The organism is Bradyrhizobium sp. AZCC 2230, assembly GCF_036924495.1.
In the GTDB taxonomy this organism is placed as follows: Bacteria; Pseudomonadota; Alphaproteobacteria; order Rhizobiales; family Xanthobacteraceae; genus Bradyrhizobium; species Bradyrhizobium rifense.
Genome location: NZ_JAZHRS010000001.1, coordinates 734,694 through 756,299 on the forward strand (window position 1 = coordinate 734,694; position 21,606 = coordinate 756,299).

The 21,606-nt window shown below is 64.6% G+C and carries 21 protein-coding genes; 7 read left to right on the forward strand and 14 right to left on the reverse strand.

The features are described from left to right. Positions 1-103 precede the first annotated feature (103 nt). The 6 genes from V1280_RS03385 to V1280_RS03410 form a co-directional block, all read right to left on the reverse strand. The gene (locus V1280_RS03385) at positions 104-1,249 is read right to left on the reverse strand and encodes a hypothetical protein (RefSeq protein ID WP_334518958.1); all 1,146 of its coding nucleotides are present in this window, start codon (positions 1,247-1,249) and stop codon (positions 104-106) included. Positions 1,250-1,327: 78 nt separating this feature from the next. Continuing rightward, positions 1,328-2,071, reverse strand: coding sequence for an SDR family NAD(P)-dependent oxidoreductase (locus tag V1280_RS03390; RefSeq protein ID WP_334518960.1), 744 nt, complete (start codon positions 2,069-2,071; stop codon positions 1,328-1,330). 144 nt (positions 2,072-2,215) lie between these two features. Then, positions 2,216-3,727 carry an amidophosphoribosyltransferase gene (gene purF, locus V1280_RS03395; RefSeq protein ID WP_334518963.1) on the reverse strand — a complete coding sequence of 504 codons (1,512 nt, stop codon included), beginning with the start codon at positions 3,725-3,727 and terminating at the stop codon, positions 2,216-2,218. A 27-nt stretch (positions 3,728-3,754) separates the two neighbouring features. Next, the gene (locus V1280_RS03400; protein WP_234680617.1) at positions 3,755-4,384 is read right to left on the reverse strand and encodes a CvpA family protein; all 630 of its coding nucleotides are present in this window, start codon (positions 4,382-4,384) and stop codon (positions 3,755-3,757) included. A 168-nt stretch (positions 4,385-4,552) separates the two neighbouring features. Then, complete coding sequence (gene radA / locus V1280_RS03405; RefSeq protein ID WP_334518971.1) at positions 4,553-6,001, reverse strand: DNA repair protein RadA; 1,449 nt, start codon at positions 5,999-6,001, stop codon at positions 4,553-4,555. Between the two features lie 16 nt (positions 6,002-6,017). After that, entirely contained in the window at positions 6,018-6,746 is a 729-nt protein-coding gene (locus V1280_RS03410) for a sulfite exporter TauE/SafE family protein (RefSeq protein ID WP_334518974.1), read from the reverse strand. A gap of 400 nt (positions 6,747-7,146) precedes the next feature. Between V1280_RS03410 and V1280_RS03415 the strand changes: the two genes are divergently transcribed. Both V1280_RS03415 and V1280_RS03420 read left to right on the forward strand, forming a co-directional pair. Then, positions 7,147-7,515 carry a GFA family protein gene (locus tag V1280_RS03415; RefSeq protein WP_334518977.1) on the forward strand — a complete coding sequence of 123 codons (369 nt, stop codon included), beginning with the start codon at positions 7,147-7,149 and terminating at the stop codon, positions 7,513-7,515. 96 nt (positions 7,516-7,611) lie between these two features. Continuing rightward, on the forward strand, positions 7,612-8,427 hold the full coding sequence (locus V1280_RS03420; protein WP_148770961.1) for a DUF4886 domain-containing protein: 816 nt from the start codon (positions 7,612-7,614) through the stop codon (positions 8,425-8,427). A 1-nt stretch (position 8,428) separates the two neighbouring features. Here the strand turns inward: V1280_RS03420 and V1280_RS03425 are convergent, their stop codons facing one another. After that, positions 8,429-9,199, reverse strand: a complete 771-nt coding sequence (locus tag V1280_RS03425; protein ID WP_334518985.1) for an exodeoxyribonuclease III — start codon at positions 9,197-9,199, stop codon at positions 8,429-8,431. Between the two features lie 41 nt (positions 9,200-9,240). On the opposite strand from V1280_RS03425, the gene V1280_RS03430 reads away from it, so the two are divergent. Further along, positions 9,241-9,459 carry a cysteine rich repeat-containing protein gene (locus tag V1280_RS03430; protein WP_148770963.1) on the forward strand — a complete coding sequence of 73 codons (219 nt, stop codon included), beginning with the start codon at positions 9,241-9,243 and terminating at the stop codon, positions 9,457-9,459. 12 nt (positions 9,460-9,471) lie between these two features. Here V1280_RS03430 and alr read toward each other — a convergent pair whose 3' ends face one another. From alr to V1280_RS03445, 3 genes are all read right to left on the reverse strand, one after another. Then, positions 9,472-10,749 (reverse strand): alanine racemase, encoded by a 1,278-nt coding sequence (gene alr / locus V1280_RS03435; RefSeq protein WP_334518991.1) that lies wholly within the window; start codon positions 10,747-10,749, stop codon positions 9,472-9,474. A 46-nt stretch (positions 10,750-10,795) separates the two neighbouring features. Beyond that, positions 10,796-12,307, reverse strand: coding sequence for a replicative DNA helicase (locus V1280_RS03440; protein WP_334518994.1), 1,512 nt, complete (start codon positions 12,305-12,307; stop codon positions 10,796-10,798). Between the two features lie 777 nt (positions 12,308-13,084). Continuing rightward, on the reverse strand, positions 13,085-14,335 hold the full coding sequence (locus tag V1280_RS03445; RefSeq protein WP_334518997.1) for a cyclopropane-fatty-acyl-phospholipid synthase family protein: 1,251 nt from the start codon (positions 14,333-14,335) through the stop codon (positions 13,085-13,087). Positions 14,336-14,604: 269 nt separating this feature from the next. Between V1280_RS03445 and V1280_RS03450 the strand changes: the two genes are divergently transcribed. Beyond that, positions 14,605-15,657 (forward strand): hypothetical protein, encoded by a 1,053-nt coding sequence (locus V1280_RS03450; protein ID WP_334519000.1) that lies wholly within the window; start codon positions 14,605-14,607, stop codon positions 15,655-15,657. 145 nt (positions 15,658-15,802) lie between these two features. Here V1280_RS03450 and rplI read toward each other — a convergent pair whose 3' ends face one another. From rplI to rpsF, 4 genes are all read right to left on the reverse strand, one after another. Continuing rightward, positions 15,803-16,408, reverse strand: a complete 606-nt coding sequence (rplI, locus tag V1280_RS03455; protein ID WP_334519002.1) for a 50S ribosomal protein L9 — start codon at positions 16,406-16,408, stop codon at positions 15,803-15,805. 48 nt (positions 16,409-16,456) lie between these two features. Continuing rightward, positions 16,457-17,425 carry a DUF2232 domain-containing protein gene (locus tag V1280_RS03460; RefSeq protein WP_334519004.1) on the reverse strand — a complete coding sequence of 323 codons (969 nt, stop codon included), beginning with the start codon at positions 17,423-17,425 and terminating at the stop codon, positions 16,457-16,459. Between the two features lie 129 nt (positions 17,426-17,554). Continuing rightward, positions 17,555-17,794: a 30S ribosomal protein S18 gene (rpsR, locus tag V1280_RS03465; RefSeq protein WP_007592020.1), complete on the reverse strand. Its 240-nt coding sequence runs from the start codon at positions 17,792-17,794 to the stop codon at positions 17,555-17,557. 5 nt (positions 17,795-17,799) lie between these two features. Then, complete coding sequence (gene rpsF / locus V1280_RS03470) at positions 17,800-18,300, reverse strand: 30S ribosomal protein S6 (RefSeq protein WP_148770971.1); 501 nt, start codon at positions 18,298-18,300, stop codon at positions 17,800-17,802. A gap of 364 nt (positions 18,301-18,664) precedes the next feature. Here rpsF and V1280_RS03475 point away from each other — a divergent pair, with 364 nt between their 5' ends. The 3 genes from V1280_RS03475 (at position 18,665) to fabD (ending at position 21,545) form a co-directional block, all read left to right on the forward strand. Next, entirely contained in the window at positions 18,665-19,384 is a 720-nt protein-coding gene (locus tag V1280_RS03475; protein ID WP_334519008.1) for a TetR/AcrR family transcriptional regulator C-terminal domain-containing protein, read from the forward strand. 3 nt (positions 19,385-19,387) lie between these two features. After that, positions 19,388-20,413: a fatty acid desaturase family protein gene (locus V1280_RS03480; protein ID WP_334519011.1), complete on the forward strand. Its 1,026-nt coding sequence runs from the start codon at positions 19,388-19,390 to the stop codon at positions 20,411-20,413. A gap of 172 nt (positions 20,414-20,585) precedes the next feature. After that, entirely contained in the window at positions 20,586-21,545 is a 960-nt protein-coding gene (fabD, locus tag V1280_RS03485; protein WP_334519015.1) for an ACP S-malonyltransferase, read from the forward strand. Positions 21,546-21,606: the final 61 nt, after the last annotated feature.

The following is a 21,606-nucleotide window of genomic DNA, read 5'->3' on the forward strand; positions in this document are numbered from 1 at the left end:
TCCGTAGCCGGTCCCAGGGGCGGCGGCAATGCGCCTAAAGCCGGATGACGCTGCGTCGTAGCGTCATCCGTCGGTTAACTTTTGGGCAAAATGCGTTGAGGCGCTATTTGAGCGCGTCCGAGGTCAGCCTGAATTTCTGGATGCGCTTGCCCTCGACCTCGCCGGTATAGACGTTGCCATTGGCGTCGACGGCCATGGCGTGAAGCAGGGCGAACTGACCGGCATTGCGGCCAGTGTGGCCGAAGGTGCCGACCACGCTACCGTCCTCGCGCCTGATGACGCGGATCTCGTTGTTGGTGCCGTCGGCATTCAACAGGTAAGTCTGCTTCGGATCCGGCCACAGCGCCAGATCGAACACCGCGCCGTCGCCGCGGCTGTCCTTCTCATAAACCCACTCCCTGACGAAGGTGCCGTCTTTCCTGAACACCTCGATGCGGTCCTGGCTGCGGTCGCAGACATAGACAAGGCCGTCATTGGCGATTTTGATGCAGTGGACGGGATTGCCGAACTGCTCCTGCGATGCAGCGCCTGGATCGTAGGGCGGTTGCTTGTCGTCGTTCGGGGTCTTGCCGTGGCCGCCCCAATGCCGCTTGTACGCCAGCGTGGTGGCGTCGAACACGATGACGCGGCGGTTGCCGTAGCCGTCGGCGATGTAGAGCTCGTTGGCGTCCTTGTCGATCGCGATCTCGGCGGGCCGGCCGAGCTGCGTGGTGTCGTTGCTGTTGGTGCGCGGCGCGATCTTGCCGATCTGGCCGAGATATTTGCCGTCGAGCGTAAATTTCAGGATGGCGCTGTCGTTGTCGGCATTGCCGCCGATCCAGACAAAGCCGCGCTCATCGACCTCGATGCCATGCTCGCGGCCGACCCATTCGTAACCGTCGCCGGGCCCGCCCCAGGACCGCAGCAGATTGCCGTCGACGTCGAATTCCAGCACGGGCGGCGCGGGCACGCAGCATTTTGCCCGCGGCGGGTCGAGAGTCGCGGCCTTCTCGCCGTCGATCAGCGAGCGCGGACGGTGGATCACCCAGATGTGCCCTTGCCAGTCCACGGTGATCCCGCCGATCTGGCCGATGATCCAGTTGTTCGGGAGCTGCTTCGGCCAGGACGCATCGACCGCGAAGGTCGGGACATCACCGGCTGTGGCAATGTTCGGAAGCGCGAATGCGATGGTTGCGATCAGGATGGAGACGGTGTGAGAGACACGTACGAGCGCACGGTTGAAGTGTGCGCGATCCTGCCATGGCGCCATGGCAACCTCCCTTTTTTGGCTTGCGGCTTGCTGCCGCTTGAGCGCGGGCAGTCAATCGCGGGGAGGCGGTTAAGTCAATCAGGCCGGCGCGCGGAAGCTCATCAGGCTGCGGCTCTTGTAGTCGTAGAACTTGCCGGTCTCGGTCCAGTCGGGCGCGCACAGCGGAACGATGAACTCGGCGACTTGCTCGGGCGTCTCAAGCGTGGCGGGATCTTCACCCGGCATCAGGGTTGCGCGCATGCGGGTGCGGATCGGACCCGGATTGAACAAATTGACGCGCAGGGGCGTGTTCGCGGTCTCCTGCGCCCAGGCACGCGCCAGCGTCTCCAGCGCGGCCTTGGAGGCGGCGTAGGGGCTGACATAGGCGGTGGCCTTGTTGGCGGCGCCCGAGGTGATGAACACGGCGCGGCCGGCGTCGGACTGCTTCAGCAACGGCTCCATGCAGCGGATCAGCTGGAAGTTCGCGGAGACGTTGACGGCCATGACGTCGTTGAACGTCTTGAGCTCGATATGGCCGACCGGCGAGGAGGGACCGAGCACGCCGGCATTGCCGACGAGAATGTCGAGCTTGCCATAGCGCTCGTGCAGGCCTGCGCCAAGCCGCGCGATGCCGTCGGAATCGGTGAGGTTGAGCGGGACTAGCGTGGCGCTGTTGCCGCTCGCTTTGCGGATTTCGTCGTCGAGCTCCTCGAGCCCGCCCTGCGTGCGAGCGGTGGCAACGATATGCGCACCGGCTCTGGCGAGCACAACGGCGGTGGCGTAGCCGATTCCGCGCGAGGCGCCGGTGACGAGAGCGATGCGGTCAGCGAGGGGTTTGGTCATCAAGAGGTTCTATCCAGCGTCGTCCTGGCGAAAGCCAGGACCCATACGCCGTGACGGTATGGCATGTGAAAGATGGTTGTTACACCTTCTTCGAACCACTGAGGCCTGTGGTAATGGGTCCTGGCTTTCGCCAGGACGACAGGGTCAGCTCGCCTCAGCCAGCAGCGATAGCTGCCGCGGTTGCGGCTCGGTCTGGGTCTGGTCGGTGAGATGAGTCGGATACGCGCCGGTGAAGCAATGATCCGAGAATTTCGGATTGGCCGGGTCGCGGCCGGGCTCGCCCATGGCGCGGTACATGCCATCGATCGAGAGGAAGGCGAGCGAGTCGGCGCCGATGATCTCGCGCATCTCCTCGAGCGAATGCGTCGCGGCCAGGAGGCCACCGCGATCGGGCAGGTCGATGCCGTAATAATCGGGATAGAGGATCGGCGGGGAGGCGAGGCGGAAATGCACTTCCTTGGCGCCGGCATCGCGCATCATGCGCACGATCTTCTTCGAGGTGGTGCCGCGTACCAGCGAGTCGTCGATCAGGATGATGCGCTTGCCCTCGATCGCGGCGCGGTTGGCCGAATGCTTCATGCGCACGCCGGATTCGCGGATCGCCTGCGTCGGCTGGATGAAGGTGCGGCCGACATAGTGGTTGCGGATGATGCCGAGCTCGAACGGCACGCCGGAATGCTGGCTGTAGCCGACCGCGGCGGGCACGCCGGAATCCGGCACCGGCACCACGACGTCGACCGGCACATGGCTCTCCTTGGCGAGCTGGGCGCCGAAGGCCTTGCGCACTTCATAGACGGAACGTCCGTGGACGATGGAATCCGGACGGGAGAAGTAGATGTATTCGAAGATGCAGGGCCGCGGCGCGATCGGCGGGAACGGCTTGTGGATGTCCTGGCCGCTCTCGTCGAACACGATGACTTCGCCGGGTTCGATGTCGCGCACGAAGCGCGCGCCGATGATGTCGAGGGCGCAAGTCTCCGACGTCAGGATCGGGCAGCCGTCGAGGTCGCCGAGCACCAGCGGGCGGATGCCGCGCGGGTCGCGCGCGCCGACCAGCTTCTTGTTGGTGAGCGAGACCAGCGCATAGGCGCCTTCGATCTCGCGCAGCGCGTCGATATAGCGCTCGATGAAACGGGCGCGCCTGGAGCGTGCGACCAAATGCAGGATCACCTCGGTGTCGGTGGTCGACTGCATCATCGCGCCGTGCTTGACGAGATCGCGGCGCAGCGTCAGGCCGTTGGTGAGGTTGCCGTTGTGGGCGACCGCGAGGCCGCCGGCGTTGAGCTCGGCGAACAGCGGCTGCACGTTGCGCAGGATGGTCGCGCCGGTCGTGGAATAGCGGACATGGCCGACCGCCATGTTGCCGGGCAGGCGGTCGATCACCTCGCGGCGGGAGAAGGTGTCGCCGACGAGGCCGAGGCGGCGTTCTGAGTGGAAGCGGCTGCCGTCGTAGGAGACGATGCCGGCCGCCTCCTGGCCGCGGTGCTGAAGGGCATGAAGACCGAGTGCGGTGATGGCCGCTGCATCTGGGTGGCCGTAGATGCCGAAGACGCCGCATTCCTCACGCAGCGTATCGCCCTCCAGGTCGTCCTGAAGCTCTAGCGCGGCCGGGCCGGTATCGAGATCAAGTTGGGCGTCCTGGTCAGGGTGTCGCATTTCGTCCGCGCCTCTCTGTTGGCTGAATCAACGCGCCGCAGGTTTCTCGATCAGCTTCTTGAGGCTGTCACGAGCAGGTTTGCTGTATCCGTCGCCAGTGCCCGAAGGCTGCTGTTCGGTATCAGCTTGATCATCATCTGGTTTGTTTTTCTTGAATCTCTTCAAGATGGTGTTCTCGGGGTCATCCGGCAAGAGGGACATCAGCCAATCCCCGGTTCCCTGGAGCACCACGCGGGATTTTGCCCCTGAGACCCAGTCCGGGCGCTGCTTGTCCGGCACCAGCCAGGTGAAGAACAGGAAGGCCACCACGACGATCAAGAGCCCGCGCGCCAGCCCGAACAGGAACCCAAGGGTGCGGTCCAGCGCGCCAATGCGCGAATCCAGGATCATGTCGGAGATCCGGACCGTGATCACGGAGACCACGACCAGGGTACCGACGAACACGCCGGCGACCACGACCACGCTCGCGACGGTGTCGTTGTTGAAATAGGTCTTCGCAGTCGGCAGCAGCTTGGAGAACGAGTACAGCGTCACGATCGCCGCCGTGCCCCAGGCCGCGATCGAGAGGATTTCGCGCATGAAGCCGCGGACCATTGCAAGCAGGCCCGAGATCAGCATCACACCGAGCAGGATCAGATCGAGGAGGGTAACTGGCATCGGCTGGTCTGGTCCGCTCGTGCTCTCAAAGGGTGCTCAGCGAATCGGTGTTTGGCCGCCGCCCTAACTGAAGGCCAGACGACGTTCCCGGCAAGGCCGTAACCACGCAATCCCGTGCTGCTTTTGTGACGGCTGTATAGCGGTGGGGACGCTTGACGTCACCTCCAGCTACCCCTCTCCACGGCGGAATCTTGCCGGTGTGGCATTTTTCTCCGCGGGCGGGTTCGAGTCGCCACGGCGGGAGCCCTTGGCGGCGATTTCAGCGACCAGGGTGGTGAGGCTGTTGACCGCGTTCAGGGTCAATCCAGCGTCACCGCTGGCATCACCGCCCCGGGCCGATTCGGGCAGCACGGCGCGCTTGAAGCCGAGCTTGACCGCTTCCTTGAGCCGGGCCGGGGTCTGCGCCACCGGGCGGATGACGCCGGAGAGCGAAATCTCGCCGAAATAGACCGCATCGGTGGGTAACTGCGCATTAACCAGGGATGAAACCAGCGCGGCCGCGGCGGCCATATCGGCTGCCGGCTCGTGGATGCGCAGGCCGCCTGCGACGTTCAGATAGACGTCGTGGCCGGACAGCTTGACCCCGCAATGGGCTTCCAGCACCGCCAGCACCATCGAGAGACGGCTCTGATCCCAGCCGACCACGGCGCGGCGCGGGGTGCCGAGCGAGGTCGGGGCGACCAGCGCCTGCAATTCGACCAAAACGGGCCGCGTGCCCTCGATGCCCGCGAAGACTGCGGTGCCTGGTGTGCCGAGGTCACGCTCGGACAGGAACAGCTCCGACGGGTTTGTGACCTCGCGCAGGCCGAGCCCGGTCATCTCGAACACACCGATCTCGTCGGTCGGGCCAAAACGGTTTTTGACGGCGCGCAGGATTCGGAATTGCTGCGAGCCTTCGCCCTCGAACGACATCACGGCATCGACCATGTGCTCGACGACGCGAGGGCCGGCGATCTGGCCGTCCTTGGTGACGTGGCCGACCAGGATGATGGCCGCGCCGGTCTTCTTGGCGAACCGAATGAGGGCCTGTGCCGAGGCGCGCACCTGCGTCACCGTGCCGGGCGCGGATTCCACCGTGTCGGTCCACATGGTCTGGATCGAGTCGATCACGATCAGTCGTGGGACGGCACCTTCCGACAGTGTCGAGACGATGTCCTCGACCGAGGTCTCGGCCGCGAGCTGCACCGGCGCATCCGACAGCCCGAGCCGCTCGGCGCGCAGCCGCACCTGGGCGATGGCTTCTTCGCCGGAGATGTAGACGATGCGGTGGCCGGCGCGCGCCATCAGGCTGGTCGCCTGCGTCAACAGCGTCGACTTGCCGATGCCGGGATCGCCGCCGACCAGCAGCACCGAGCCGCGGACGAAGCCGCCGCCGGTGACGCGGTCGAGCTCGGTCAGCCCAGAGGACAGGCGCGGCGCGTCAGGGCTTTTGCCCGCGAGGCTCTCCAGCGCAAATGTCCGGCCCTTGCGCTTGGAGCGGATCGAGACCGGCACGCTGCCGGTCGCGTCTTCCTCGGCCAGCGTATTCCACTCGCCGCAGGACTCGCACTTGCCCTGCCAGCGGTTATAGGCCGCGCCGCAGTTCTGGCAGACAAAGGAAAGCGTGTTCTTGGCCATGGGGATGAATCGGTGCTCAGGGGGATTGCAGAGCGTTCCATAGCATGGAGAGCCCCGCCGCGACCATGATCGCGTCCATCACCATACGGAACATCTCCGGCTTCAGGAGCAGCACGAAGCGCTTCGCGACGAAAGCGCCGGCCATCAGTGAGGAGCCTGCGACCAGGCCCTTGATGAAGACATCGTGCGTCAGCGCGCCAAAACGCTCGAAGGTCACGGATTTCGCAAAGTAGATGCCGAGCGAGGCGGCGGCTTCGGTTGCGAGAAAGGCGCCTTTGGAAAGGCCGTAGAACAGGAACAGCGGCACGCTGAGCGGTCCGGTCGAGACCACGATGCCGGTGAGATAGCCGATAATCGCGCCCCCGATCGCGAGATGCCAGAGATTGGCCTTGAGATCGTGCCGTGCCAGCCAGTGCCGCACCGGCACCATCGCGATCAGGAAGATGCCGATGGCGAGATCGACGGCGTGCGCGGGCAGGGCGAGCAGCGTCCGTGCGCCCAGCACCGCCGCCGGAATGCCTGTGACCGAGTAGGCCAGGCAGGCCCGCCAGTCGACGTCGCGCCACCACGCCAGAATGCGCGAGAAATTCGCCATCACGGAGGCGACCGCCATGATCGGCACGGCCTCCTTCGGCCCATAGGCATAGACCAGCACCGGCATCAGCATGATCGACGAGCCCGTGCCGACGATGCCGGAAATGGTGCCTGCGATCAGGCCGACGCTGAGGACGAAGAGAAAGGCCAAGGGCGGGGCTCCGCGAATCGGAAGAGTTTAGCCTCGGGCAGCGATGTGGGCGATCCGTCCTGGGCGCGCGAGTCGATTGCGCCACGCACCGGCATGCCGGTTTCGACCAGCTTTCAATCGTCGAACTCCGGATCCGACATCAGCAGGGTGACGAAGCGCACCGGTCAGGCTCGATCATGACATCCCTGCCAGTGTTTTGCCCGACGAGTCAATTCGAATTTCGGATTAGGCGTAGTCCACCGAGCGGAGACAGGGGCGGCTACTGTGCATGGGGTTGTTTTTCAGATTTTTGTTGATGCGACCCGAAAGCCGCTATCCCATGATGTGATCCCGCTGCTGACAGCATGTTGGCAGCAGGGGCGGGCTAAGACCAGCTCCTGACAAATGGAGGGTGTGGGTCATGCCGATCGAGGCAAGCTGTCATTGCGGTGAGACGGTGTTTGAGGTGACAGAAGCGCCCTCGAGCGTCACGCGCTGCACTTGTTCGCTCTGCGCCAAGCGCGGCGCGTTGTGGGCCTATTATAAGCCAGCGCAATTCCGCCTGCTGTCGCCGCCCGAGAGCGTCGCGACCTATCTCTGGGGCAGCCGCACGGTCAAACATCATTTCTGTGCAAGCTGCGGCTGCGGCACCTATTCGGAGTCGCCGGACTGGTCGAGCGGCAAGCCCGACTTCGACAATCCCAAGGTCGGCGTGAATGCGCGCCTGTTCGACGATTTCGATCTGGAGGCCGTGCCGGTCAACACGATTGACGGCAAGAATTTGTGGTGAGCACGCAGCCTCGCGCATATCTGCTTGCACACCCGTCCCCTTGAGCCGGCGTGGGAAAGCTGATTTGTTTCCGGCCCAAGAAAAGGGGAGGAAGCCATGGTGCGTCTTTTTGCGCGAGTCGTGCTCGCAATGTGTCTGGCCGTTGCAGCCGGTTTCAATGTGCAAGCGCAGACCAAGCCGAAGGTCACAACGCTCGGACCGGACTTTCCCAAGGCTACGCTGTTCGTCGGCAACAGCTTCTTCTATTACAACAACGGCATGCCCGGACATCTCTCCTTCATGGAGCGGGCCGCGGATGATGCCAACAAGGCGGCCTATCGCAACACCATGGCCACGATCGGCGGCTCCGGCCTCGACTGGCACGACATGGACAATCTGCTGCGGCCGGGCGGCTTGGGCGCCTATTCCTTCGACGACCAGAACGTTGTCGTCTTCAACAAGCCGGGCAGGCAGTTCGACACGGTCGTCATGATGGATTGCAGCCAGTGTCCGATTCATCCGCAGCTGAAGGACGCGTTCACCACCTTCGCCAAGAAGGACAGCGAGATCGTACGCGCGCATGACATGCGGCCGGTGCTGTTCATGTCCTGGGCCTATCTCGACAAGCCGGAAATGACGGAAGGGCTGGCCGAGGCCTATACGATCGCCGGCAACGCGAATAATGCGCTCGTCATTCCCGCGGGTCTCGCCTTCGCGCGCGTGCGCAAGCTGCAGCCGGAGCTCAATCTCTATGCGCCGGACAAGCGGCACCCCAGCCCCGCCGGCACCTATCTCGCGGCGTGTGTGACGCTGGCCGCGCTGACCGGCCGCTCGCCGGTTGGCAATTCCTACACGATGGGGATCGATCCGGAGACGGTGCAGCTGCTGCAGAAGGCGGCATGGGACACGGTGCAGGATTATTACGGGCGGTGATCTATCTCAGCACCACCCACGCCGGCGCGTGATCACTCGCGCCGTCTTCTCCGCGCACAGTCTTGTCGACGCCGGCCTTTGCCAGGCGTGAGACGAGGGCAGGGCTGAGCAGCAGATGGTCGAGCCTGAGGCCCGCATCGCGCGGCCAGCGATTCCGCTTGTAGTCCCAGAACGTGTAGATGCGCTCGTCTCCGTGCAGCTCGCGGATCGCATCGCACCAGCCTTGCTCGACGAGCGAGGCGAACGCCGCGCGGCTTTTCGGCTGGATCAGCGCATCCTTGTCCCATGAGCGCGTCGGATAGATGTCGATCGCCGTCGGCGCGACGTTGTAGTCGCCGGCGAGCACCACGGGCAGATCCTGCTTGATGAAGGTCTTGGCGTGGCGTTTCAGCCGCGCAAGCCAGTCCAGCTTGTCGTCGAACTTCGGCCCAGGCTGCGGATTGCCGTTCGGCAGGTAGATGCTGGTGACGATGACGCCGCGCACGGCGGCCTCGATGTAGCGCGCCTCGTGGTCGTCGGGCCGTCCCGGCAGCCGGTCGCGCGTCAGCACCGGCTCGGCGTTGCGGGCGAGGATGGCGACGCCGTTCCAGGTCTTCTGTCCGCGCCAGACTGCGCCGTAGCCGGCCTTTTCGATTGCCGCTGCCGGAAATTCGCCATCACTTGCCTTCAACTCCTGAAGTGCGACGACATCCGGCTTGGCCGCGCGCATCCATGCGAGCAGATTGGGCAGGCGGCGGTTGATGTTGTTGATGTTGAATGTCGCAATCTTCATGTAGAGCTGATCGCCTCGCACGTCCCGACACCGGAGATACAATGTCCAAGTTGAGCTTTGCCGCTATTGCATTCGTCGTCGCACTCTCCGGGGCCACTTCCGCACAATCGGCCGATCCGCGCGGCGCATGCAAGGCGGACTACGACAAATTCTGCGCCGGCATCGCGCCTGGCGGCGGCATCGTCGCGTGCTTGAACGGCAAGCGCGACCAGCTCAGCGCGACCTGCAAGGCGGCGCTCGACAGCAGAAAGAAGAAGTAAGCGGCCGACAGCTCAGCCTGGCAGTGGCGGCGGGCTTGTCGGCTGCTCGACCGGCGGCAGGGAGGGCGGCTGTTCGGCTGCCTGCGCTGGCTCCGGCTTTGCCAGCGGCTCCACGACATTGCCGCCCTTGTAGACGCGGGCGTAGCGGCGGCCGAGGCTGGTCAGCACCTCATAGCCGATCGTGCCGAAATGATGGGCCAACTCGTCGACAGTGATGCCATCGCCGAGCAGCGTCACCATGTGGCCGCGACGCGCCGCGTTCGGCGGAAGGTCGGTGATGTCGATTGCGATCAGGTCCATCGAGATGCGGCCCGCCACCGGGCAGCGCTTGCCGGCAACGATCACCTCGGCGCCGCGGGTGCCGTCATTGGAGCTGGCCGCGCGGAAATAGCCATCGGCATAGCCGACCGCAATGATCGCGAGCTTGGTCGGTCGCCGCGCGGTCCAGGTGCCGCCATAGCCGACGCTTTCGCCGCGCTCGATGGCGCGGATCTGCACGATGCGCGCCTTGAGATCGACCACGGGCTGCATCGGATTGTCGGCCTCCGGCGTGGGATTGACGCCGTACAGCGCGGCGCCCGGCCGAACAAGGTCGAACTGGAAGGGCGCGCCGAGAAAGATACCCGAGGAGTTGGCGAGTGCCGCCGGCACGCCGGAGAATTCGCTGGCGATGCTGCGGAAGGAAGCGAGCTGCTTGGCGTTGACGGGGCTGTTGAGCTGCTCGGCTGAGACCAGATGGCTCATCACCAGCGTGATGCCGTGATCGCCGGCATTGATGCGGGGGATGATGGCCTGCGCTTCCGCGAGCGTCAGCCCGAGCCGGTTCATGCCGGTGTCGATGTGGATCGCGGCGCCGCCGGACCAGCCTGTGCGGCGGCAGAACACGTCCCATTCGGCGAGCTCGTTGAGGTCGCCGATCACGGGACGGCAGTTGATCTTGGCGTAGTGCTCGCCGGTGTTCTGGAAATAGCCGCCGAGCACGTAGATCGTGGCGTCCGGTACCGCCGCGCGGGCGGTGCGCGCCTCCTCGATGGTGGCAACAAAGAAGGTCTTGCAGCCGGCCTTGTTCAGCGCTTGTGCGACCTGCGCGGTGCCGCAGCCATAGGCGTCGGCCTTGATCACCGCCGAGCACTCCGCCGGCACGGCGGTCTTCTCGAGCTTGCGCCAGTTGGCGATGATGGCGTCGAGATCGACGGTGAGCACGCCGCCGTGGGCTGCGAGCGCGGCAGCCTGATTGGCCTCCGCGGAGAGAAGGCCGGATTGCGGGATCATGTTCGGGTCGGACGCCATTATCATGGCGCCGTTTTACGCAAGAGACAGGTCCGGTTCAAGGAACTCAGTAGTCGTTGCCGCTGCGAGCAGGCATCTGACTGTCAGGCGCGAGGTCGCCGAACCGCGTGACCGAGGCTTCGAACGCCAAATCGACGGTGCCTGTCGGGCCGTGGCGCTGCTTGCCGATGATGACTTCGGCCTTGCCGTACGCAAGGTCCATGTCCAGGCGCCATTTCTCGTGCTCGGGCGTGCCCGGGCGCGGCTCCTTCATCGCGAGGTAATATTCCTCGCGGTAAACGAACAGCACGACGTCGGCGTCCTGCTCGATTGATCCGGATTCACGCAAGTCGGAGAGCTGCGGTCGCTTGTCCTCGCGGGATTCGACCTGACGCGAGAGCTGCGACAGCGCGATCACGGGGACGTTGAGCTCCTTCGCCAGCGCCTTCAGGCTCGTCGTGATCTCCGTGATTTCCTGCACGCGGCTGTCGCTGGCGCGCTTGCCTGAGCCGGAGAGCAGCTGGATGTAATCGATCACGAGCAGATCGAGGCCCTTCTGGCGCTTCAGCCGGCGCGCGCGCGCCATCAACTGCGCGATCGACAGGCCGCCGGTCGCGTCGACATAGAAAGGCAGCGACTGCAGTTCGATTGAGACCTCCCGGATCTTGTCGAAATCGGCTTCCGAGATGCCGCCGCGGCGGATGTGGGAGGAGGGAATGCCGGTGCGCTCGGCCACGATACGCGTGGCGAGCTGGTCGGCCGACATTTCGCAGGAGAAGAAGCCGATCACGCCGCCATTGGCAGCCTTCATGGTACCGTCGGCCTGGAGCTCGGCGACATAGGCCTTGGCGACGTTGTAGGCGATGTTGGTCGCCAGCGACGTCTTGCCCATGCCGGGGCGTCCGGCCACGATGATGAGGTCGGAGTGCTGCAGGCCGCCCATCTTGGTGTCGAGGTCGCGCATACCCGTGGAGATGCCGGACAGCTTTCCGTCGCGCTGGAACGCCTTTGCCGCGAGATCGACCGCGACCGCCAACGCCTGCGAGAATTTCTGGAAGCCGCCGTCATAACGGCCGGACTCGGCGAGCTCATAGAGGCGGCGCTCGGCGTCCTCGATCTGCGCCCGCGGCGCGAAATCGACCGGCGCGTCATAGGCGACATTGACCATGTCTTCGCCGATGCCGATGAGGTCACGACGCAGCGCAAGATCGTAGATGGTGCGCCCATAGTCCTGGGCATTGATGATGGTGGTCGCCTCAGCCGCAAGCCGCGCCAGATATTGGCCGATGGTCATGCCGCCGACATCGGTGTCGGCAGGCAGGAACGTCTTCAGCGTCACGGGCGTGGCGATCTTGCCCATCCGGATCAGGCTGCCGGCGGTCTCGTAGATGGTCTGGTGCAGCGGCTCGAAATAGTGCTTCGGCTCCAGGAAGTCGGAGACACGATAGAAAGCGTCGTTGTTGACCAGAATCGCGCCCAGAAGGCTCTGTTCCGCCTCGATATTATGCGGCGCGCTCCGATAAGCGGGAGTTCCGGGTTCGGGCGCGAGTTTGAGGACGTTCGAATCAGTCAGGGCCATGATCGAGCGATAGCAATTTTCTGGGGCGGATGCGGGGCCGGGATAAAGCGCCGACGCAGCCCGAAGCGGAAGCAAAAGCTCGTCGCTATCAACCGATCATTAAAAATGGTGGATGATTAGCGGCGCAGCGTGCGCCGCGCTTGACGGACTTTTGCGGAACTCGCCCGGCGCTTGAAGAGGCCGCGACCGCACCACGGAAAAATCCGGATGCCGTGAACCTTATGGATCGAGGCGCAGACGTATCAAAGAGCGCGCGAAATGACGCACGTCGGCCGCTTTCGGCGCCGGTTTCAGACCAGCAGGAGGTAGACCAGCGCAACCAGGGCCGCGCCGACGCCGGTGGCAATCAGGGCGTAATCGGTGCGGAGGTCGTCCTGCACGTCGAATGAGGTTTGGGTCTCTTTGCTCATGGCGACGATCTAGGCCAGGACCGACCAGACTTATGTGAAGCAGATCACATCTCCCCGGATTCTTTCGGGGTACCCCGGAACAGGAATGGCGGGTGGGGGATTGTCTCCCGTAACCTGCCACCAGGGAGACGAGGCAAGCGATGCGGCCAGAACGGCAGCGACAGGTTTGGCAAAGCGAGGCTGGCAGTCGGCTTTGGCTGTCCGGGCTGATCGTGGCCATGGAGCATGCCGCGCGGCCCGAGCAGCGGCGTCTGCCTGTCGCACCTGAGACCCTCGCGGCATTGCGAGCCCAGCTAGCGTTGCCGGCGTCTTTCCGGATCCCGCCGATTTCGACCCTGCGTCATTAGAACTCATTCACCAGCAGAACTCATTCACCAGCAAGCTTCAGCTTCGGCCTGGCGCCACCCTCGAGGGCGCGCAGCCGGGCCTCTTCGTGCGCGATATAGTCGCGGGTCACGGGGACCACGCCCTGGCGCTTGGTGAGCTGGAGCTGGAAGTTCATCATGCCCTGCTTGCGGAACGTCATCTCGCAGGCGGCGAGGTAAAACTCCCACATCAGCGCGAAGCGCTCGTCATAAAGCTGCACAGCCTCTTCCCGACGCGCCATGAAACGTTCCCTCCAGGCCTTCAGCGTCTCGGCGTAGTGCAGGCGCAGGATCTCGACGTCGCAGACCAATAGCCCGGCGTTCTCGATCGCGGGCAGCACCTCCGACAACGACGGGATGTAGCCGCCCGGGAAGATGTATTTGGCGATCCAGGGATTGGTCGAATCCGGCCCCTGCGAGCGGCCGATCGAGTGCAGCAGCATGACGCCGTCATTGCTGAGCAGTTCGGCGCAGCGCTTGAAGTAAGTGTCGTAGAACCTGGCTCCGACGTGCTCGAACATGCCGACCGAGACGATGCGGTCGAATGGGCCATCGATGTCGCGATAGTCCTGCAGCAGGAAGCGCGCCTGTCGCGTCAGGCCTTTTTCGGCGGCGCGCGCATTCGCAACCTGCAACTGCTCCGTCGACAGCGTCACGCCGGTCAGGTCGGCGCCTGCGATCTCGGCGAGATAGAGGCCGAGCCCGCCCCAGCCTGAGCCGATGTCGAGCACACGCTGGCCACGACTGACCAGCAGCTTTGCGGTGACGTGCCGCTTCTTGGCGAGCTGCGCGTCGTCGAGCGTCGCGTCCGGCGTCTCGAAATAGGCGCAGCTATATTGCTTGTCGGCGTCGAGGAAGAGCGAATAGAGCCGCGCATCGAGATCGTAGTGATGAGCGACATTGCTCCGCGCGCGTGCCCGCGGATTGAACTGCCTCAGGTGCCGGACCAGATAGCGCAGGTGCCACCAGGGCTTTGCCCAGTGCGGCAACAGGTCGGCTTGATCGAGCAGGATCGCGAGGGCATCTGCTATGCTGCCGCGCTCGACGGCGAATTCGCCGTTCATATAGGCCTCGCCAAGCCCGAGTTCGGGATTGATGAGGACCCTCCTTTGTGCATCGGCAGTGACGAAGCGGACTTCGACCGGCTCGCCGGAGCCGTCGCCGACAGTGAACTTCAGTCCGCCCGCGGTCGTCACGGTCATCGACCCGCGGCGGATGAATTGGGACAAGAACTTACGCAACAAGCGGTCCATCGACACACACCTCTCGAGCGAACCCGAAAAGAAGCGAACAAACCCGGCCGTCACACGTGGGACTATAATGGTTCCCATGCGTTCGCATGTAAATCTAGGCAGCCTATTCCCGGACCGCTAATGCGTTGTGTTCAAACCCGATATTCGAAAAACGCGTAATCACATGCTTGATGAGTGCGCTTCCATTCGCAGCGCAATCGGCTAAAAGGTGACCGCCGCCGCGCCCCGACGCCGGCCGTATCTGTCGGATTTCAATGGAGATGATGGGAATGTCGAGCCGAGCGCTCAGCCTCGCCACGGTGCTGTTTCTGATCGGCTTCGGCGCCTCCGATGCCGTCCTGGCGCAGGCGACGAACCTCGAGGCCGGCAAGGCCCCATCCCAGATCTTCGCGCAGACCTGCAATGCCTGCCACAAGAGCCCGCGCGGGCTGTTGAAAACGGTATCGCCGGGTTCACTGCCGGGCTTCCTGCGTCAGCACTACACCACCAGCCCGGACATGGCCGGCGTGCTGGCCTCCTATCTCGTCTCCAATGGCGCCACCGACGCCCGCTATCAGTCCAAGGACGGTGGCAAGGACGGCAAGGACAAGAAGGACGGCGCCAAGGAGAAGGACGCCGCCACGAATCCTGGGCAGTCGCCCGAGCACCAGGGCCGCCGCCAGCGCTCGCAAGAGGCCGCCAAGCCGGAGGGCGAGGGCGGCGCTGCTAACCCGGCGCCTGAAGGCCGCCAGAAGCGCGCGGCTCGGCCAAGCGAGGAGGGTGCCAAGGAAGGCGCCAAGGAAGGCGCAAAGCCTGAGGCTTCCACCGAGCAACCGCCCGAGGGCCGCAAGGGCAAGCGCATGAGCAAGCGCGGCAAGCCGGAGACGAACGACGCAGCCGCGCCGAAGGTTGAGCCCAAGGTCGATTCCAAAACTGAGCCCCAATCCGAACCCAAGAGCGAACCCAAGACTGAACCAAAGAACGAGAGCGCCAAGGTCGATTCCGGTCGCGACGAGTCCAAGCCCGACAGCGCCAAGCCGGCCGAGAAGCCGGCGGAGGCAAAGCCGGAGAGCGCCAAGGTCGAGCCCCGCGCCAGCGAGACGCCGGCTCTGCGCCCCGATCCGGTGCCGCAGGTGACAGCGGCCCCGCCGGCAGTCGCCAAGCCGGTTGAACCGGCTCCGCCCAAGCCTGCGGAAGCGGCCGTCTCCAAACCCGCCGAGCCTGCGCCCAGCTCCGAACCGGCGGCCAAGCCGGCCGAGCCGGCATCGTCTGCGCCCGTCGCGGCGCCGTCACCTGCACCTGCCGAGTCATCCGGTCCGCCGGCGCCGCCGATCTCGCGCTAAGCCGATAATCCCGTCGATCTGCGAAGGCCGCGCCGAGCGCGGTCTTCGCGTCGTCTTGACCGCCATTAGAGCAACGTCGCGCCCAAAACGAAAAGCCCGGCTGCCTGAGGCAGCCGGGCTTCGTAAGCTTGCGCGAATGCGAGGCTTACTTCTCGGTCTCTTCTGCAGCCGGGGCCGGCTCGGCATCGTCGTGCTGGGCTTCCGGATCGAAGAACTCGCCGGCGGCGGCGATCGCTTCGGCGGCCGCATCGCGGTCCTCGTTGCGGGTCGAGATGTCCTCGCCGCGGTTGATGCGCTCGGCCTCGTCCTGGCTGCGCGCGACGGTGACGGTGACCTCGACCTCGACCTCGGGGTGAACCGCGACGGTGATCGAGTGCTTGCCGATGGTCTTGATCGGCGCATCGAGCTGCACCTGCGGCCGGTCGAGCGAAACGCCATCGGCTTCGAACGCGCCAACCACGTCACGCACCGTGACCGAGCCGAACAGCTGGCCGGCTTCGGACGCCTGACGGATCACGATGATGTTCTTGCCCTGGATCTTCTCGGCGATCTTGGACGCTTCGCCCTTGGACGCGAGGTTGCGCGCTTCGAGATCGGCCTTCATGCCGTCGTACTTGGCACGGTTGTCGGCGGTGGCGCGCAGCGCCTTGCCGCGCTTGAGCAGGAAATTGCGGGCATAGCCGTCGCGAACCTTCACGACTTCGCCCATCTGGCCGAGCTTGCTCACGCGTTCCAGCAAAATGACTTCCATATTCGTTCTCCTTTGATGTGCTCTGGGTTTTCAGTTTTCGGGTTGAACTTAAGTTGTCGGCAATGGCGGCGGTTGCCGGTTGCGCAGGTAGCGCTCGCGGAAGCCGAACACGGCGTCCGCAAGCCCAAGGGCGGTCAGCAGGATGAGGCTCACGCTGAACATGAAGACGATGGCGTAGGCGGTGGCGAGCCAAATTCCGCGATTGGCGAGGTCGCGCGTGATGGTGTGCAGAACGGCAAAGCCGACCAGCGCGTAGGCCATCATCAAGACGGTCGTGACGACGACGGCGAGAATGCCGGTCATTCCGCTGAAGAAGCTGAACGCAAGCGCGACACAGAGTGCCACCAGCGTCATCGGCGGCAAGCTCGTGCTGCTGAGGTCCGGCCAGGGCCGATGCAGCCGACCTGACACAGCCGCGACCTTGGCGGCAAGCCAGAGATTCAAGGTCAGCGTCGCCATCTGCGATGCGGCGACCAGAACCGGAATGACCGCGACCATCAGGCCGACGCGGGGATCGCTCTCGGTAACGGTCGTCTCGCTCACCAGTGAAAGAATTTTGGCGAAGCCGCGGCGCATCGCATCGCTGATGGCCGACGCATCGCTCCCCAGCGAATACAGCGATCCCGCGGTCAGCAGCGTCGCCAGCGCGGCAATCCAGAGCAGGATACGTCCAAGCGGATACCATTCGACCTGGGGCGGAGCCGCATCCGAGCCCGCGATTCCGCCAGCCACGGGTCTTCCCAGCATGGCGAGATGACCAAGCCACCAGGCCGGCAGCGCGAATGCGAGACCATAACCGAGAGCGAGGGGCGGGCTGAGTGCGCCGGCGATGACGAGCGTCGCGACAAGGCCACCAAGTGCGCCGCAGAGCGGTCCCCAGGCGATCGCGGCGAGCATGAGAGGCAGCGGAGCGAGATAAACCAGGACAAGCGAGATCAGCGCGCCTGATACGATCGAGGCGAACATCAGGGCCGACGCAGCGCCGGCGATCAGGGCTATCAGTCCAAATACCATCATCAGCTGTCCCGCTCCCTTCGAGCGGTTAGAGGCGCTTTTGCCCCAACCATCGGCGACCGGACGACCCGGAAGCCTTATGAGTTCAAAAAGTCGCGACCGGCGGCGTGATCGCCGCCGGTCGAATTCGTCTTAGCGAATGACGTAGGGCAGCAGGCCCAGGAACCGCGCGCGCTTGATGGCGCGGGCGAGCTCACGCTGCTTCTTCGCGGACACCGCGGTGATGCGGCTCGGCACGATCTTGCCGCGCTCCGAGACGTAACGCATCAGCAGCTTGGAGTCCTTGTAGTCGATCTTCGGAGCATTCGCGCCCGTGAACGGGCAGCTCTTGCGACGACGGAAAAACGGACGGCGTGCACCAGCTTCAGCCATTGGTCTTACTCCCCATCCGTCGTGGTTTCAGCTTCGTCGCGCGGACGGCGCGGGCCGCGATCGCCGCGGAAGCCGCCACCATCACGATCGCCACCACGGAAACCGCCTTCGCGGTCGCCACGGAAGCCACCTTCGCGCTCACCACGGAAGCCGCCGCCACGGTCGTCACGCTCGCGATCGCGATCGGCCTTGCGCATCATCGCAGACGGACCTTCCTCGAGCTCTTCGACGCGGACGCTGAGATAGCGGATCACGTCTTCGCTGATACGCTCCTGGCGCTCGATCTCGGCGATCGCCGCGGAGGGCGCGTCGATGTTGAGCAGCACGAAGTGCGCCTTGCGGTTCTTGTTCATGCGGTAGGTGAGGGAGCGAACGCCCCAATTCTCGGTCTTGGTGACCTTGCCGCCGAGACCCTCGACGATTCCGGTCATCTGCGCAGTCAGCTCTTCGACCTGCTGCGTGCTCGCGTCTTGGCGCGCGAGAAAAACATGCTCATAGAGAGCCATAGTCGTCCTTTCCTCGTGTTAGCGCATTGCCCGGCGTCAAGCCCTTAAGAGACCTTCGGAAAGGACTCTGGGATTAAGCTCAGAAGGCGGAAACACGGGACGACGGGCCGACTGGCCCTGCCACACCAAAATCACGAATGATTTGCTGAGACCGTCCGTTCAGCTCCCGGCCGGGGTCTGCGGATGCGCGCGTTATACGGATTTTGGCCGGCTTGGCAAGGTTTGCGGCCGTGTTTTCGGCCCGGATCGTCCCGGTGAGGGTGGTGGGGACCGGTCTTCATATACCACATCCGGCTTGAATATACCACATCCGGCTTGATCTCTTTGTTTGTATGTCATACAAATAAATCAGGGAGAGGATCCGATGGTGGAAAAGTCGGCCCAGGAACCGTTTGATCAGGAGCCGTTTGAGGCCGCTGGCGACCCCAAACATGCCGCGCGGGCGACCCGCTCAGCCGGGCGCAAGATGAGGTCCCTGCTGCTGGATGCCGCCAGCCCGCTGTTTCGGGAGCGGGGGCTGTCGGGCACCGCAATCACCGATATCGCAGCCGCGGCGGACGCCTTCCCGAGCCAGATCACCTATTACTTCCGCACCAAGGAGGCGCTGTTCGTCGAGTGCGCCTGCCGCGATCTCCTGTATCTGGCGCGCGCGACCGAGCAGGCGGCGCTGAAGGCGCGCACGCCGCGGGAATACACCCACGCGCTGGCCGAGACCGTGACGGCGAGCGATTCGATTGCCTTCTTCGCCGAGGCGCTGACGATGACGCGGCGGCGACAGGATCTGGCGCCGCTGGTCGAGCGCACCATCGAACGCCTGCACAGCGAAGGCGCACGCGCTTATGCGGGCCAGGTGGCGCGCCACGGCTGGCGCTCGCTGCGCGCACCCGACGAAAGCTCGCGACGATTCTGGGCGGTCGCCATCGGAATCATTCTCGAGGGCTATGCCATGGGCCGCTCGCCCGAGGCGCTCTGCGCCGAGATGCTGCGCGTACTCGGCGAGCAGGCGAAATCCGCGGGCGACACAGCGCGCCTGCGTCTCGTCGACGAGCACGACGCATCAACCAATTCGAACGAGGAGGGGTAGGCCATGACCGCACTTCGGATGCGTGCCCGCGATTTCCTGACCGATGATCAACTGGCCGACGTGCGCCAGCGCGTGACCTGGAAGGGTGTTGCCATGATCGCCCACGCCTGGGCGCTGATCATTGGCGCAATCGCGCTGGTCGCGTGGTGGCCCAATCCGATCACCTATGTTCTCGCCGTCGCCATCATCGGCTCGCGCCAGCTTGGCCTTGCGATCCTGATGCATGACGGCGCGCATGGTTGCCTGTCCGCGGACGAGAAGACCAATCTGGCCCTGAGCCAATGGCTCTGCGCCTATCCGCTCTTTGCCGAGACACGCAGCTATCGCCACTATCACCTGCAGCATCATGCGCGCACCCAGCAGGAGGACGACCCTGATCTCGTGCTGTCGGCGCCGTTTCCGATCACCAAGCTGAGCTATCGTCGCAAGTTCATGCGCGACATCACCGGGCAGACCGGCTACCAGCAGCGCAAGGCTCAATTGCTCAACGCGCTCGGTCCGCAGGACTGGCCGTGGCGGCAGCGCGCCGCGCATTTCTGGGACAAGCTTGGCCCGCAATGCCTCGTCAACGCCGCGATGTTCGCAAGCCTCACTGCGGCCGGCGTGTGGTGGGCCTATCCGCTGCTGTGGCTGGTGCCGCTATTGACCTGGATGATGGTCATCACCCGAATCCGCAACATCGCCGAGCATGCTGTCGTGCCCGACAGCAGCGATCCCTTGCGCAACACCCGGACCACGCATGCAAACTTTATCGAGCGCCTGTTCATCGCGCCGTACTACGTGAACTATCACCTCGAGCATCATCTGCTGTTCTACGTGCCCTGCTACAATCTGCCGAAGGTGCATCGCCTGCTCAGTGAGAGCCGGCACGCCGAGCGGATGGAGGTGCAACCGAATTACGCCGCAGTGCTGCGGCTCGCCACGGCGAAGCCAGATCAGGACGATCGTCCCGGCAAGCTCGTCAACAGCGCGCGTCGCGCGCGGGCCGGCGCGGAGGTCGATGCCAACCAGACCAACGGTGGATTTTAGAGGCCGCATCCCCAGTTGAATGGAGGCCGAAGTTCCTATCTCGGCTTGACATTCCGGCCCTGGACGGGTCTACGGCCCTTTTCAGAGCATGGTCGGGAACCAAGGCTCGGGCCGGACGTCATCGGCAGCCGGGTTCTCGAAGCACGCGGCTCGAGCGATCCAGGGAGCGCCGATGACGGCAGCATTCACATTTCCGGGGCAGGGTTCCCAGGCGGTTGGCATGGGCAAAGCCTTGGCCGATGCCTTTCCGGTGGCGCGCGCCGTGTTCGACGAGGTCGATGCCGCGCTTGGAGAGAAGCTGACGGCTACGATCTGGGACGGCCCGGCCGAAACCCTTCAACTCACCGAGAACGCCCAGCCGGCCCTGATGGCGGTGTCTGTGGCGACCCTGCGGGTGCTCGAGGCTGAAGCCGGATTTTCCGTGGAGCGGGATGCTGCGTTCGTTGCCGGCCACTCGCTCGGCGAATATTCGGCACTGGCTGCCGCTGGCAGCCTGACGATCTCGGACACTGCGCGGCTGCTTCGCACCCGCGGTCTCGCAATGCAAAAGGCCGTGCCGGTCGGTGCCGGCGCGATGGCCGCGCTGCTCGGCCTCGATTACGACGCGGCCATGGAGGTCGCCAGGGAGGCGGCACAGGGGCAGGTCTGCCAAGCTGCCAATGACAATGGTGGCGGCCAGGTCGTCGTCTCCGGCGACAAGGCTGCGGTCGATCGCGCCGTTGAGATCGCCAAGACCAAGGGCGCCAAGCGCGCCATGCTGCTGCCGGTGTCCGCGCCGTTCCATTGCCAGCTGATGCGGCCGGCCGCCGACGCCATGGCCGAGGCGCTGTCCAAGGTCACGATCAAAGCGCCGGGTGCGCCGCTGGTCTCGAACGTGCTGGCAAGCGCCATCACCGATCCCGACGAGATCCGCCGCCGGCTGGTCGAGCAGGTCACCGGCACGGTGCGCTGGCGCGAGTCGGTTGCCTATATGGCGGGCCAGGGCGTCACCCGTTTCTTCGAGATCGGCGTGGGCAAGGTGCTGACGGGACTCGTCAAGCGTATTGCCGATGGCGCTGTCGGCGTGTCGGTCGGCGGGCCGAACGATATTGCCGCCGCCAAGGATGCACTGGCCGCTGCGAAGCAGGGATAAGTTTACGCACGATCTTTCCGGAAAACCGCTGCACACTTTTCCGGATCGTGCTTTGAAGGAG

Bases quoted from the DNA above. Each gene is read 5' to 3' on its own strand.
- V1280_RS03385 (WP_334518958.1), bottom strand. From the start codon at position 1,249: ATGGCGCCATGGCAGGATCGCGCACACTTCAACCGTGCGCTCGTACGT.
- V1280_RS03390 (WP_334518960.1), bottom strand. From the start codon at position 2,071: ATGACCAAACCCCTCGCTGACCGCATCGCTCTCGTCACCGGCGCCTCG.
- purF (WP_334518963.1), bottom strand. From the start codon at position 3,727: ATGCGACACCCTGACCAGGACGCCCAACTTGATCTCGATACCGGCCCG.
- V1280_RS03400 (WP_234680617.1), bottom strand. From the start codon at position 4,384: ATGCCAGTTACCCTCCTCGATCTGATCCTGCTCGGTGTGATGCTGATC.
- radA (WP_334518971.1), bottom strand. From the start codon at position 6,001: ATGGCCAAGAACACGCTTTCCTTTGTCTGCCAGAACTGCGGCGCGGCC.
- V1280_RS03415 (WP_334518977.1), top strand. From the start codon at position 7,147: ATGCCGATCGAGGCAAGCTGTCATTGCGGTGAGACGGTGTTTGAGGTG.
- V1280_RS03420 (WP_148770961.1), top strand. From the start codon at position 7,612: ATGGTGCGTCTTTTTGCGCGAGTCGTGCTCGCAATGTGTCTGGCCGTT.
- V1280_RS03425 (WP_334518985.1), bottom strand. From the start codon at position 9,199: ATGAAGATTGCGACATTCAACATCAACAACATCAACCGCCGCCTGCCC.
- V1280_RS03430 (WP_148770963.1), top strand. From the start codon at position 9,241: ATGTCCAAGTTGAGCTTTGCCGCTATTGCATTCGTCGTCGCACTCTCC.
- alr (WP_334518991.1), bottom strand. From the start codon at position 10,749: ATGGCGTCCGACCCGAACATGATCCCGCAATCCGGCCTTCTCTCCGCG.
- V1280_RS03440 (WP_334518994.1), bottom strand. From the start codon at position 12,307: ATGGCCCTGACTGATTCGAACGTCCTCAAACTCGCGCCCGAACCCGGA.
- V1280_RS03445 (WP_334518997.1), bottom strand. From the start codon at position 14,335: ATGGACCGCTTGTTGCGTAAGTTCTTGTCCCAATTCATCCGCCGCGGG.
- V1280_RS03450 (WP_334519000.1), top strand. From the start codon at position 14,605: ATGTCGAGCCGAGCGCTCAGCCTCGCCACGGTGCTGTTTCTGATCGGC.
- rplI (WP_334519002.1), bottom strand. From the start codon at position 16,408: ATGGAAGTCATTTTGCTGGAACGCGTGAGCAAGCTCGGCCAGATGGGC.
- V1280_RS03460 (WP_334519004.1), bottom strand. From the start codon at position 17,425: ATGATGGTATTTGGACTGATAGCCCTGATCGCCGGCGCTGCGTCGGCC.
- rpsR (WP_007592020.1), bottom strand. From the start codon at position 17,794: ATGGCTGAAGCTGGTGCACGCCGTCCGTTTTTCCGTCGTCGCAAGAGC.
- rpsF (WP_148770971.1), bottom strand. From the start codon at position 18,300: ATGGCTCTCTATGAGCATGTTTTTCTCGCGCGCCAAGACGCGAGCACG.
- V1280_RS03475 (WP_334519008.1), top strand. From the start codon at position 18,665: ATGGTGGAAAAGTCGGCCCAGGAACCGTTTGATCAGGAGCCGTTTGAG.
- V1280_RS03480 (WP_334519011.1), top strand. From the start codon at position 19,388: ATGACCGCACTTCGGATGCGTGCCCGCGATTTCCTGACCGATGATCAA.
- fabD (WP_334519015.1), top strand. From the start codon at position 20,586: ATGACGGCAGCATTCACATTTCCGGGGCAGGGTTCCCAGGCGGTTGGC.